A 12965-nucleotide genomic window follows, 5' to 3' on the forward strand; every position below is an offset into this window, starting at 1 on the left:
TTGTGGTTTTTCGTTGTAGCATAGCCCTAATCATGCCTTATTTTTTCTACTTTTGAATAGCTTGTGAAAACTTTAAATCATTTAAGACAAGAATTGCTCGCCAAGAGACTCGATCTTCATCAAGATTCGAGTCTTCGCGACGAACTTGAAATCAAAATCTCTCAATTCTTAAATGAAACTGATGCCAACTGTGTGGGTATTTATTGGCCGATCAAAAGCGAATTTGACCTGCGTCCTCTGGCACTTGATTGGTCTGCTAAAAACCCCAAGAAAAAATTAGCACTGCCGATTGTCGAACTCAATAAGCCTCTGATCTTTGGTGAGTGGAATCAAGACACCACCTTGGTCAAAGGCCCTCAAAACATCAATGAACCCTTGCTTGATTCATTCAGCTCCAAAATCGAACCAGATTTGCTCATCATTCCTTGCCTTGGCTGGTCATTACAGGATGATCAGTTTTGGCGAATAGGCTATGGCGGTGGGTATTACGACCGAACCATTGCTGAATTCAAAAAAGATAAGCGCCCCGTTAAAACAGTTGGTGTCGGATATAAAGCTTTAGAAGTAAAAGAGGGCGCATGGCGCCCTCAGAGTCACGATCAAGCACTCGACTTGATGATTGTTGCTTAAAGTTCGATCAAGCCTTCAACAAATCCAAATTCTTAGCGATTGTCAAAGTGGTTTCTGCCTGATTCAGGCTATAGAAATGCAAGCCTGGAACACCCGCCACGCGTAATTGATCACACAAATCCGTCACCACATCCAAACCAAATGACTTGATGGATGCAGAGTCGTCACCAAATGACTGTAGACGCAAACGAATCCAGCGAGGAATCTCTGCACCACAAGCATCTGAGAAGCGTAACAGCTGAGTACTGTTGGTGATTGGCATGATGCCAGGCACTATGGGTTGATCAACGCCCAGCTTGTATGCCTCGTCCACAAATCTGAAATAAGCATCGCTGTTGAAAAAGTATTGGGTGATGGCTGAATCTGCGCCAGCTTTCATCTTATTGGCAAACATCAAGATGTCATCACTCATTGATTTCGCCTGAGGATGCATCTCTGGATAGGCTGCTACTTCGATATGGAAATGGCTATCAGTTTCTGAACGAATAAATCTGACCAATTCTTCGGCGTGATGAAACTCTCCATACTGACCCATGCCAGAAGGCAGATCGCCACGCAAAGCCACAATCCGACGAATACCGATTTGCTTATATTGCTGTAGTAATTCACGAATCTTTTCTTTTGAACTTCCCACACAAGAAAGATGAGGCGCGGCCTCTTGGCCTGCCTCATGGATTTCTTTGACGGTCGACAAAGTGCCGTCTTGGGTTGAGCCACCAGCACCAAACGTTACAGAAATAAATGTTGGCTTAAGCGCTCTAGATAACTGCTCTCTAACAGAGCGGAGCTTCGCAGCTCCTTCTTCTGTTTTGGGTGGGAAAAACTCAAGGCTTAATTCCATGTCATTCATTCCTGATCACGTTTTTAATAACGGTATGTTTCAGGCTTGTAAGGGCCTTCTTTTTTCACGTTGATGTAGTTGGCTTGTTGCTCTGACAATTCAGTGAGCTGAGCGTTCAGTTTCTTCAACTGCAAACGAGCCACTTTCTCATCAAGGTGCTTAGGCAATGTGTAAACGCCCACTGGGTACTTATTTGTTCCAGCAGATTGCCACAACTCGATTTGAGCAATTGTTTGATTGGCAAATGATGAGCTCATCACGTAAGACGGGTGACCTGTACCGCAACCCAAGTTAACCAAACGTCCTTTGGCCAAAATGATGATGCGCTTTTCTGGCTGACCATTGCTGGCAGGGAAAATCACGTGGTCCACTTGTGGCTTGATCTCTTCCCACTTGTACTTCTCAACACCAGCGATATCGATTTCATTGTCAAAGTGACCAATGTTACAAACGATGGCTTGGTCTTTCATTTTTGCCATATGGTCATGAGTGATCACATGGTAGTTACCTGTTGCAGTAACAAAGATGTCTGCCTTATCTGCAGCGTAGTCCATGGTCACAACACGGTAACCTTCCATGGCTGCCTGAAGTGCGCAAATTGGATCAACTTCTGTCACCCATACTTGAGCTGACAGCGCGCGCAAGGCTTGTGCTGAACCCTTACCCACGTCACCATAACCAGCAACCACGGCCACCTTGCCCGCAATCATCACGTCTGTGGCGCGCTTGATACCATCGACCAATGATTCACGGCAACCATACAAGTTATCAAACTTGCTCTTAGTCACTGAGTCATTCACGTTGATCGCTGGGAACTTTAATTCGCCCTTAGCGTGCATTTGATACAAACGATGAACACCCGTTGTGGTTTCCTCTGTCACACCTTTTACTTTCTCAAGACGAACTGAATACCAAGTTGGATCCATTTTTAATTTGGCTTTGATCGAAGCAAACAACACGGTTTCTTCTTCGCTGGTTGGGTTGTTCAATACTGATAAATCTTTTTCAGCTTTTGTACCCAAATGCAACAACATGGTGGCATCGCCGCCATCATCCAAAATCATGTTTGAATAACCACCGTCTTGCCATTCAAAAATACGGTGTGTGAATTCCCAATATTGCTCAAGCGTTTCGCCTTTGATCGCAAACACCGGTGTGCCGTTTGCAGCAATCGCAGCAGCAGCGTGATCTTGTGTTGAGAAAATATTGCAAGACGCCCAGCGCACTTCAGCGCCAAGAGCTTCTAATGTTTCAATCAAAACAGCTGTTTGGATTGTCATGTGTAAAGAACCAGTAACGCGAGCACCGCGCAAAGGCTGGCTAGCAGAAAACTCTTCACGAATCGCCATCAAGCCAGGCATTTCTGTTTCGGCAATGATGATTTCTTTGCGACCCCAATCAGCCAATGAAATATCGGCGATGGCGCAATCTTTAAGCACATTTAAATCTGTAGGTTTGTTCATATCCACTCCAAGCTAGTAAGGAAGATCATGGAGGGCAAATAAAAAAAGCCCGCCAACCAATCACTTCACAGGTTAGCGAGCGTCGTTGCTAAAGGCCTGGGGCCTTCCTCTAAGCCTAGGGTGTTTAAGACTTTAGAGACTTAAACACCTCGCAACGCTCCTTAGAGATTTTGCGAAATTATAAACCAGCAGCGGCCCTCAAGGCTGCAGCCTTGTCTGTGGCTTCCCATGTGAACTCTGGCTCTTCACGACCAAAGTGACCGTAAGCAGCTGTTTTGCGGTAGATTGGGCGCAACAAATTCAACATTTTCACGATACCCTTTGGCCTTAAATCAAAGTGAGTGCGCACTAACTCAGCGATCTTCTCATCTGAAATCTTGCCCGTGCCATACGTGCTGACCATCACAGACGTTGGCTGAGCAACGCCAATCGCGTAGGAAATCTGTACCAAACACTTGCTAGCCAAACCAGCGGCCACAATGTTTTTTGCCACATAACGACCTGCATAGGCAGCTGAACGATCCACTTTGGATGGGTCTTTGCCTGAGAAAGCACCGCCGCCGTGGGGGGCTGCGCCACCGTATGTATCAACAATGATCTTGCGCCCTGTCAAACCACAATCGCCCTGTGGGCCACCAATCACAAAACGACCGGTTGGGTTCACCAAGTATTTGATTTCGCCTTTGATCAACTCTTTTGGAAGTACTGGCTTGATGATTTCTTCAATCACGGCTTCACGAAGCTTCTCTAATGAAATATCTGGAGAGTGCTGAGTTGACAAAACAATCGTATCAATTGAATCTGGCTTGCCGTCAACATAACGCAAAGTCACCTGTGACTTTGCATCTGGGCGCAACCAATTCAAACGACCGTCACGACGCAAATCGGCTTGACGCTCAACCAAGCGGTGAGCCAAATGAATTGGTAAAGGCATTAATTCTGGGGTTTCATCAACCGCATAACCAAACATCAAGCCTTGGTCGCCAGCACCCTGATCAAGACCATCATCATGGGCTTTATCAACGCCCTGAGCAATGTCCGGGCTTTGCTTGTCATAAGCCACCAAAACTGCGCAGCCTTTGTAATCAATGCCGTACTCAGTGTTGTCGTAACCAATTTGACGAATGGTGTCTCGCGCGACGTGGATGTAGTCAACGTTTGCGGTTGTGGTGATTTCGCCCGCCAGAACAACCAAGCCGGTATTGCAAAGAGTCTCTGCAGCCACACGTGCTGTTGGGTCTTGCGCCAAAATAGCATCAAGAATTGCATCAGAAATTTGGTCAGATACTTTATCTGGGTGGCCTTCAGAAACTGACTCTGAGGTAAAGAAATAATTGTTCGCCATGATTGCTCCTTAGTTAAATAAGCGACAACACGTGCCGAGTATTACTAAGTGCGGCGACGCTTTAGCGGATATTTTGAATTCGCCCCGCAAGTTGTCTTAACTCGGCGAATACCTAAATTCTATAACATTCTCACTTTTGATGGCAAACCTGTATATTTACCCCTATGACGGGCACAAGATTACGCTTCACCAAAATGCATGGCGCAGGCAATGATTTCATTGTCTTAAATGGCATATCTCAAGACCTCTCGGGCATCACCAAAGAGCAGTGGGCAAGACTTGCGCATCGTCAATTGGGCATTGGCGCCGACCAAATCCTTTTAGTAGAAAAGCCCACCGTGGCTGAAGCAGAATTTCGCTACAGAATATTTAACTCTGATGGCGGTGAAGTTGAGCAATGCGGCAACGGATCTCGTTGCTTTGTACGCTTTGTGAGAGAAAAAGGTTTGACCAAGAACAAAACCGTCAAAGTTCAAGTGGCTCACACCATTTTGTCACTGACTGAAAATGATGATGGTCAAGTCACGGTCAACATGGGCGCCCCGATCTTAACGAATGAACGAATTCCATTTACATCTTCAGGCCTTCAAGAAAAAATTGAAGGCAAGACGAACTTATACCAACTTGAACTTTCTGATCATGCGGTGTGGATCAACGCCGTCTCTATGGGCAATCCACACGCTGTACAAATTGTGCAAGATGTTGACACTGCACCTGTTGCAAAAGATGGCCCACAGATAGAAACACATTTGGCATTTCCGAAAAAGGTGAATGCTGGCTTCATGCAAATTCAAAATCGCCATGAAATCAAATTGCGCGTCTTCGAAAGAGGTTCAGGAGAAACCTTGGCTTGCGGAACTGGTGCTTGTGCAGCTGTTGTGTCCGGAATTTTAAGAGGTCACCTGGATTCGCCAGTAACAGTTCATACCCGTGGTGGAGATCTGAGCATCGCTTGGAATAGCGCTTCATCGGCACAAAATCCAGTCATGATGACCGGACCAGCTCAAACTGTTTTTGAAGGCGAGATCACTCTCGATTAAGCGTTAGCTTAATGACTTTAAACGCCGTACTGATCTCGGTAGGCCTTCACAGCTGGCAAGTACTGTTGCAATTCTTTGCTTTGACTTGATTCTAAAAAGCTCATCAAGCTTGCTAGATTTGCAATAGATACCACTGGCATACCAAATTCTTTTTCTACGTTTTGAACCGCTGAACTCTCAGCGATTTCTGTTGCAGTGCCTGCTCTTTCCATGCGATCCAAAGCAATCAGAACAGCTGCAGGGTTTGCGCCAGCGCGACGAATGATATCGACTGATTCGCGCACGGAAGTGCCTGCTGAAATCACGTCATCAATGATCACCACTCGGCCTTTTAATGGTGCACCCACCAAAGTACCGCCCTCGCCATGATCTTTGGCTTCTTTGCGATTAAAACAAAACGGCACTGGGCGTCCCATACCAGCCAAGGCAACAGCGGTGGTGGCCGCCAAAGTAATGCCTTTGTAGGCCGGGCCAAACAACATATCAAACTGAATGCCCGAGTCAATCAATGCCTTGGCATAAAACTCACCCAAAGCTTTGAGGAGCGCGCCATCATTGAAACCACCGGCATTAAAAAAGTAAGGAGATAATCGACCCGCCTTTGTTTTAAATTCGCCAAAAGCTAACACTTTGGCATCTAAGGCAAAATGGATAAATTCGTTTTTAAAGTTTTCTTGATTGGAAGTCATAACCGAGATGTTACGCATCATTACCGCCAACCTCAATGGTATTCGTTCAGCCGCTAAAAAAGGTTTCTTTGAGTGGGTCAATACTCAAAGCCCTGACATCCTTTGTATTCAAGAGCTTAAGGCTCAAGAAGCTGATTTAGACAACGCTTTGATGAGCCCCAATGGCTACCATGGATTTTTTCAGTATGCCAATAAAAAAGGCTACAGCGGCGTTGGGCTTTATTCAAAAAAAGCACCTGACAGCATCAAAATTGGCTTTGATGATGGCGAGTTTGATGCCGAAGGTCGCTACGTTGAAGCGCGGTTTGGCAAGCTGATTGTTATTTCTGTTTACTTTCCTTCAGGCTCCAGCGCTCCTGAGCGTCAAGAAGCCAAATTCAGATTTCTTGATTTATTCATGCCCCATATCAAACAACTGAAATCAGAGGGTCTAGAAATTATTCTTTGTGGTGACATCAATATTGCTCACAAAGAAATTGATTTAAAGAATTGGAAAGGCAATCTCAAAAACTCGGGCTTCACACCAGAAGAACGCGAATGGATGACCCATCTTTTTACTGAGGCGGGCTTCATGGATGTCTATCGACACTTACATCCAAATACCGAAGATGAATGCTACACATGGTGGAGTCAAAGAGGTCAAGCATACGCAAAGAATGTGGGTTGGAGAATTGACTACCAAATCGCAACCCCAGGAATCGCCAAGAAAGCTCAGCGAGTAGAAATTTATAAAGCTGAAAGGTTCTCTGATCACGCCCCGCTGATCATTGACTACGAGGGCGTATAAATCTTAAGGCTTGTAATTGGGTAATTTATCAACGGTGGTATTTTTGGCGCGTGCATACAAAAATAAAGCCTCGTTGATATTTTTTTGAATCTCATAAATTCGACTATCGCCAGATGGGTGCGTAGAGAGCCACTCTGGTTGCTTTTCTTTTGATAGCTGACCCATCTTTTGCCACAAAGAAATTCCCGCCCGCGGGTCATAGCCAGCCCTAGCAGCAATGTCCATGCCAACCAAATCAGCATCTCTTTCATCAGCCCTTGAAAAACTCAAGCCCAAGATTTGTAGACCCTGCCCCAAGGCTTGTCCTCCCACGTTGCCCAAGCCCAAGGCTGAAGATAGAACACTGGCGCCTAAATTACTTAATTGCGCTTTAGCGATTCGGTCTCTTGAGTGCTCGCGCAAAGCATGGGCAATTTCATGGCCCATCACAGTAGCCACTTCATCATCATTTAACTTCAGCTTTTCGATGATGCCGGTATAAAAAGCAATCTTTCCGCCGGGCATACAAAATGCATTGACCTGATCAGAAATGAACAAGTTAACTTCCCATTTCCAAGCCTGAGAGTCTGGATTCCATGCATAAGCATGCGGCAATATATTTTTTGCAATCGCACGCAAACGAATCAACTGCGGATGATTATCAGGTGCCAAGGTATTTTTTTCAGAAGCTTTTTGCTTCATGGTGTTGTATTGCTTGGTGGCGGATGCCTCCAGCTGACTAGCAGGAACCATGTCCTTCAAACTCGAGCCGTTGCCAACTTTCACACCATCAGTTGGTCCAACTTGCCTTGAGGAAGAACTACAAGCCCCCAATAAAGCTATCAGAGAAAATAAAAAATATCTTTTGAAATTAGAAGAAATTAAGAAAGTCATCTGATCACACAGTTTTTTCAAATGGAGATTTTTTTTCTTCGCGCCATGGTGCAATCTTAGGCAACAACATCAAGCCAGGCAATGCCAAAATAACGCAAATGATAAAAAAGTTAGTCCAACCAGTGATTTCAACAATGTAACCAGTCAATGCATTGATAAAAGTTCTGGGTACAGCAGATAGACTGGTGAACAAAGCAAACTGAGTTGCCGTGAAACGTGGATTGGTCTCTAAAGCAAGATAGGCGGTGAAAGCTGCTGTACCAAGGCCTGCCGTGATTGCCTCAAAACCAATCACCCATGACAAGACCCACAAATCAGGACCTGATTGAGCCAGCACGACAAACCCAAAAGTGGCCACTGCTTGCAAGACTCCAAAAATCCACAAGCCTTTATTGACGCCTGTTTTTAACATCCAATAGGCGCCAAGGATTCCGCCCAAGATACTGGCCCAAAGACCTGCATTCTTGGCAACGATGCCAATCTCAGTTCGAGTAAAACCAAGCTCAATATAAAACGGTGTTGCCAAGGCGCTTGCCATCGAATCACCGAGTTTATAAAGAAAAATAAATAACAAAATTAAAGCGGCGTGCTTCCAGCCAGAGCGATGAATGAACTCCTTAAAAGGTTCAATCACTGCGTCTCTCATGGTGAGTGGCGGAGGGCCGTACTCTCTAGGCTCTGACACCAACAATGTTGTCAAAATACCTGGGAGCATGAATAAACCGGTGATTAAAAATACCCAATCCCAGCTAATTAAATCTGACAAGATCAATGAAAGTGATCCAGGCACCAGGGTTGACAACTTATATGCATTCACAAAGAGAGCTGTGCCAGAACCCATTTGACCCTCGGTCAACCACTCGCGTCGATGAGCATCAACCACGATGTCTTGGCTTGCTGAGAAAAAAGCAACAATCGATGCTAAAAAAACCACAATCCAAATTTCAGTACTTGGATTGAATTGACCCATCAAGATCACAGCCAACATCACAGCAATTTGAGTCACGACCATCCAGCCGCGGCGACGCCCTAAAAACGGTAACTTGAATCTGTCCATCGCAGGAGCCCACAAGAACTTCCATGTGTAAGGCATACCGACCAAGGCAAACAGACCAATGGCTTTTAAATCGACGCCTTCACTTTTTAACCATGCTGAAAGCAAGTTATAAAGAATGAACAAAGGCAGTCCACTAGAAAACCCTAGAAAAATACAAACAAGTAATGCTTTGGTTCTACTTGGCCCGACGTGCACGATAGACTGCAAGACTTCCCCTTAGGTTAGGCAAAAATTCCACAGACTGTCCGTCATGGAAAACCACGCGATCAAGTAATTCAAGACCAACCGCTGGTGCTAAAGCTTCAAAATCAGCAATCGTTAAAACTCTGACGTTGGGCGTGTCGTACCACTGATAAGGCAATGATTTAGAAACGGGCATCCTACCCAATAAAACAGCTGAGCGGTGCGACCAATGGCCAAAGTTAGGAAATGAGACAACGCATTCTTTACCAACCCTGGCAATTTCACTCAAGATCCTGGCCGTTTGATGGATCGTTTGTAATGTTTGCGAGAGGATTACTTTGTCAAAGCTTTGATCTTCAAACAAAGCCAAACCACCTTCAAGATCTTGCTGGATAACATTCAAACCTTTTTGCGCACAAGCCAAAACTTTGTCATCAGCCAACTCAACGCCATATACATGGGCTTGCTTGGCTTCTTTTAAGTAATGCAATAAGCTGCCATCACCACAGCCAACATCCAACACCTGAGAGCCGGGCTCTACCCACTTCGCAATCGCGGCAAAATCTGAACGCATCATGATTGAAGCTCCTGGGCAATTTGCTCAAAATAAGCTCTGACCAAGTTGTGATATCGAGGATCCTCTAACAAGAATGCATCATGGCCATGGGGTGCATCAATCTCACCATAAGTGACATCCAACTTATTGTCCAACAATGCCTTAACGATTTCACGACTGCGCTCTGGGGCAAAACGCCAATCGGTTGAGAAACTCACCACCAAAAACTTAGCAGCAATATTTTTCATGGCTGCGCTGAGATTGTTGGCAAATGATTTTGCAGGATCAAAGTAATCCAAGGCACGAGTGATCAACAGATAAGTATTTGCATCAAAGTAATCTGCAAACTTCTCACCTTGATATCTCAAATAACTTTCCACCTCAAACTCAACATCAAAATTAAAGTTGTATTCATCAGAATCGCCATCGGCACGCCTTAATTCGCGGCCAAACTTTTCAGCCATGTCATCGTCTGACAAATAAGTGATGTGACCAATCATGCGCGCTACTCTCAAGCCACGGCGTGGCTTGACATCATGGGCGTAGTAATCGCCCCCATGAAAATCTGGGTCGCTCAAAATCGCACTGCGAGCCACTTCATTGAATGCAATGTTTTGTGCTGATAGCTTGGGGGTTGATGCAATCACAATGCAGTGGCCAATACGATTGGGATACATCATGCTCCACGCCATGGCTTGCATGCCGCCGAGGCTACCACCCATCACAGCAGCAAATTTTTGAATTTGGAAATGATCGGCCACGCGTGCCTGGGCATTCACCCAATCTTCAACCGTGACAACTGGAAAGGTCGCGCCATAAGGCTTGCCAGTAGAGGGATTCACACTCATCGGCCCAGTAGAACCAAAACATGAGCCCAGATTATTAACACCAATCACAAAAAATCGATTTGTATCAACAGGCTTGCCAGGACCAACCATGTTGTCCCACCAACCTAGATCATTGGGGTCGCTTGCACTCACGCCAGCCACATGATGAGAAGCATTGAGCGCATGACAAATCAGAATCGCATTACTTTTTTGGGCATTTAATTGGCCGTAAGTCTCAACCACCAAGTTGTAATCAGCAATACTTGCTCCGCTTTGCAACTTCAATGGTGTTGCAAAGTTAAGTACTTGAGGCGTTACAAGCCCTAGACTCATGCGGAGAATAAAACTCTCATAGGTAACTCGTTAAATTCAGTCGGCGACTTCTTAAAGCCACTTCTTGCGTAACGATGCCAGCGACCAACCACATAGCTCATCATCATGGCCGCTCTGGCGCTCACCTCTTGACCATCTGCAGACTGCGTCAAGCGACCCTGAGTTTGAGCGATGCGCAAAGATTGTTTTAATGAAGACTCAATGCGTTCAAAAATCTGCAAGATTCTTTCTTGCAAGCGCTCATCTTCAAGCCATAAAGCATCGCCCAATAAAACCCGAATCATTCCAGGGTTCTTTTCACCAAAACCCAATAACAACATCAAAATTTCTTGAGCCTGGCGATCACCCGATTCTTCACGATCTGTGATTTGATTGATCAGACCAAAAATAGTTTGTTCAATGAAGGCAATCAGCCCCTCAAACATCTGCGCCTTGCTAGCAAAATGTCGGTACAAAGCTGCTTCAGAAACATCCAATCTGGCAGCCAAGGCAGCAGTGGTCACGCGATCACCCTTTGGGCTCTCTAACATTTCGGCCAATACTTGCAAAATTTGTATTTTTCGCTCGCCCGGACGCGGACGTTTACGAACTGGGGCAGCAGAAGTATTTTCGGCTTCGTCAGAGATGGGCATTTGATTAAATGGTGAGTTCATTTTAGTTTTTGCCAACTTTTAAATAAGTGATGGATTGATTGTACTTCCAGAGAGACACTTCCTCGATTTTGAGTGTAAGCCCTAACATGTCTTTTAAACCATACGGTCTTTATGCCCAATTTTGAATACTCAAGTAAATGCCCCAGTGTGTCATCCACCAAAATGGCTCTTTGAGGGGCGCATCGGTACTTATTTAAGAGTCTTTTGATCATCAGGTGATCTGGCTTGGGTCGCCATTGTTGGTGAAGCTCCATGTCTTCAATGGCCTCAACTGCTTTGAAACATTTTGTAAGGCCCAACTCTTTTAATACCTTTAAGGCATAAGATTTTGGGGCATTGGTGAGCAAGATCTTTTCGCCCGGTAAGCGATTCAATATCTGCCGAAGCCCTTTTTCACCACGAACCATGCCTGCCAGATCTTGCAAATGCTTGCCGCTGACCTCGTTAAAGAGGTGGGTTTCACGCAAAAAATGGTGTGGATCAACTGCATGATGTTTGACCAAGCCCAACAATGTTGCGCCATACATGCGCCAGTAATGGTCTCTTAATTGACTTGCAGCTTGGGTATCTAAATTTAAATGACGAGCCACATAGCTCGTCATTGCATGATTGATAGAAGGAAAAATTGCACTTGATGCATCGTGCAAGGTGTTATCTAAATCAAATAACCATAAAGGTTGGCGCATGCCAATCTCAATTAGCTCAATGAGATCGGATCATCGTACCAAAAGCTTGCTCGGTCAGAATTTCCAAAAGCAAGGAGTGTTCGATTCGACCATCAATGATGTGAACTGAATTAACACCACTCTTGGCAGCGTCTAAAGCAGAAGAGATCTTTGGCAACATACCGCCAGAAATTGTGCCGTCCGCAAACAAACCATCAATTTCTCTGGCAGTTAAATCAGTCAACAGGTTGCCGCTCTTATCCATCACACCAGGAATATTGGTCATCATGACCAATTTCTCGGCTTTCAGAATCTCAGCCATCTTGCCCGCCACCAAGTCAGCATTGATGTTATACGCCTGGCCATCCTCACCGAAACCAATCGGTGAGATAACTGGAATGAAAGCATCGTCTTGCAAGGCTTTTACAACTGCAGGGTTGATAGAGTCAATTTCACCAACAAAGCCGATGTCTAACATCTCACCTGGCTTTTCTTTATTTGGGATCATCATTTTTCGCGCATGAATCAAACCGCCATCTTTACCGGTCAAGCCAACCGCCTGACCACCAAAATGATTGATCAACATCACGATGTCTTGCTGCACTTCTCCGCCAAGAACCCACTCCACGACTTCCATGGTTTCTTCATCAGTCACGCGCATGCCCTGAATAAAAGTTCCAGCCTTGCCAACTTTTTTCAAAGCATCATCAATTTGCGGGCCGCCGCCGTGAACCACCACAGGATTCATGCCCACCAATTTCAACAAAATCACGTCACGCGCAAAACCTTCTTTTAGACGATCTTCAGTCATGGCGTTTCCGCCGTATTTGATAACAATTGTTTTGCCGTGGTATTTCTTGATGTACGGCAAAGCCTGTGCCAAAACCTCGGCTTTAACAGCAGGGGAAACGTCTTTAAGTTCAGCTAGTGGTGTGCTCATGCGCGGATTGTAAGATTAGTTGCCATGCTTGGCTAGAATTTTTATGCAATTAAGCAAAAAGGCGGCCCAAAGCCGCCTTTTAT

15 protein-coding genes and 1 riboswitch are annotated in these 12965 nt (G+C 45.3%); of the genes, 4 read left to right on the top strand and 11 right to left on the bottom strand.

Translation table 11 applies throughout. The annotated features are described in order from the left end of the window. Positions 1–63: 63 nt before the first annotated feature. Positions 64–630, top strand: coding sequence for a 5-formyltetrahydrofolate cyclo-ligase (locus AOC33_RS01790; RefSeq protein ID WP_089514893.1), 567 nt, complete (start codon positions 64–66; stop codon positions 628–630). A 7-nt stretch (positions 631–637) separates the two neighbouring features. Here AOC33_RS01790 and metF read toward each other — a convergent pair whose 3' ends face one another. From metF to metK, 3 genes are all read right to left on the bottom strand, one after another. Further along, on the bottom strand, positions 638–1480 hold the full coding sequence (gene metF, locus AOC33_RS01795) for a methylenetetrahydrofolate reductase [NAD(P)H] (protein ID WP_180738075.1): 843 nt from the start codon (positions 1478–1480) through the stop codon (positions 638–640). Between the two features lie 14 nt (positions 1481–1494). Next, entirely contained in the window at positions 1495–2934 is a 1440-nt protein-coding gene (gene ahcY, locus AOC33_RS01800; protein ID WP_089514894.1) for an adenosylhomocysteinase, read from the bottom strand. Between the two features lie 70 nt (positions 2935–3004). Further along, positions 3005–3103, bottom strand: a riboswitch (S-adenosyl-L-homocysteine riboswitch). Positions 3104–3112: 9 nt separating this feature from the next. Continuing rightward, complete coding sequence (gene metK / locus AOC33_RS01805) at positions 3113–4279, bottom strand: methionine adenosyltransferase (protein WP_089514895.1); 1167 nt, start codon at positions 4277–4279, stop codon at positions 3113–3115. A gap of 164 nt (positions 4280–4443) precedes the next feature. Here metK and dapF point away from each other — a divergent pair, with 164 nt between their 5' ends. Next, positions 4444–5319 (top strand): diaminopimelate epimerase, encoded by an 876-nt coding sequence (gene dapF / locus AOC33_RS01810; protein WP_089514896.1) that lies wholly within the window; start codon positions 4444–4446, stop codon positions 5317–5319. A 17-nt stretch (positions 5320–5336) separates the two neighbouring features. On the opposite strand, the gene pyrE is transcribed toward dapF, so the two are convergent. Next, entirely contained in the window at positions 5337–6008 is a 672-nt protein-coding gene (pyrE, locus tag AOC33_RS01815; protein WP_089514897.1) for an orotate phosphoribosyltransferase, read from the bottom strand. Positions 6009–6015: 7 nt separating this feature from the next. Between pyrE and AOC33_RS01820 the strand changes: the two genes are divergently transcribed. Next, positions 6016–6795, top strand: coding sequence for an exodeoxyribonuclease III (locus AOC33_RS01820; RefSeq protein WP_089514898.1), 780 nt, complete (start codon positions 6016–6018; stop codon positions 6793–6795). Between the two features lie 3 nt (positions 6796–6798). On the opposite strand, the gene AOC33_RS01825 is transcribed toward AOC33_RS01820, so the two are convergent. Beyond that, a complete protein-coding gene (locus AOC33_RS01825) occupies positions 6799–7527 on the bottom strand; it encodes a M48 family metallopeptidase (RefSeq protein WP_245835562.1) in 729 nt (242 codons plus the stop codon). Here AOC33_RS01825 and AOC33_RS09170 point away from each other — a divergent pair. After that, positions 7526–7672: a hypothetical protein gene (locus tag AOC33_RS09170; RefSeq protein WP_245835563.1), complete on the top strand. Its 147-nt coding sequence runs from the start codon at positions 7526–7528 to the stop codon at positions 7670–7672. The two genes, AOC33_RS01825 and AOC33_RS09170, sit on opposite strands and share 2 nt — an antisense overlap. On the opposite strand, the gene AOC33_RS01830 is transcribed toward AOC33_RS09170, so the two are convergent. The 6 genes from AOC33_RS01830 to argB are packed head-to-tail and all read right to left on the bottom strand — an operon-like array spanning position 7673 to position 12882. After that, entirely contained in the window at positions 7673–8932 is a 1260-nt protein-coding gene (locus AOC33_RS01830; RefSeq protein ID WP_219349891.1) for an AmpG family muropeptide MFS transporter, read from the bottom strand. Further along, positions 8901–9485, bottom strand: a complete 585-nt coding sequence (gene metW / locus AOC33_RS01835; RefSeq protein WP_089514900.1) for a methionine biosynthesis protein MetW — start codon at positions 9483–9485, stop codon at positions 8901–8903. The genes AOC33_RS01830 and metW overlap by 32 nt, the downstream gene beginning before the upstream one ends. Further along, on the bottom strand, positions 9482–10624 hold the full coding sequence (gene metX, locus AOC33_RS01840; RefSeq protein WP_089514901.1) for a homoserine O-succinyltransferase MetX: 1143 nt from the start codon (positions 10622–10624) through the stop codon (positions 9482–9484). Before metX ends, metW begins: the two co-directional genes overlap by 4 nt. Then, on the bottom strand, positions 10621–11277 hold the full coding sequence (gene slmA, locus AOC33_RS01845; RefSeq protein WP_180738076.1) for a nucleoid occlusion factor SlmA: 657 nt from the start codon (positions 11275–11277) through the stop codon (positions 10621–10623). The genes metX and slmA overlap by 4 nt, the downstream gene beginning before the upstream one ends. After that, positions 11274–11963 (bottom strand): pyrimidine 5'-nucleotidase, encoded by a 690-nt coding sequence (locus AOC33_RS01850; protein ID WP_089514902.1) that lies wholly within the window; start codon positions 11961–11963, stop codon positions 11274–11276. The genes slmA and AOC33_RS01850 overlap by 4 nt, the downstream gene beginning before the upstream one ends. Positions 11964–11979: 16 nt before the next feature. Further along, positions 11980–12882 carry an acetylglutamate kinase gene (gene argB, locus AOC33_RS01855; protein WP_089514903.1) on the bottom strand — a complete coding sequence of 301 codons (903 nt, stop codon included), beginning with the start codon at positions 12880–12882 and terminating at the stop codon, positions 11980–11982. Between the last annotated feature and the right edge of the window lie 83 nt (positions 12883–12965).

It is taken from the genome of Polynucleobacter cosmopolitanus, assembly GCF_002224225.1.
Taxonomy (GTDB): Bacteria; Pseudomonadota; Gammaproteobacteria; order Burkholderiales; family Burkholderiaceae; genus Polynucleobacter; species Polynucleobacter cosmopolitanus.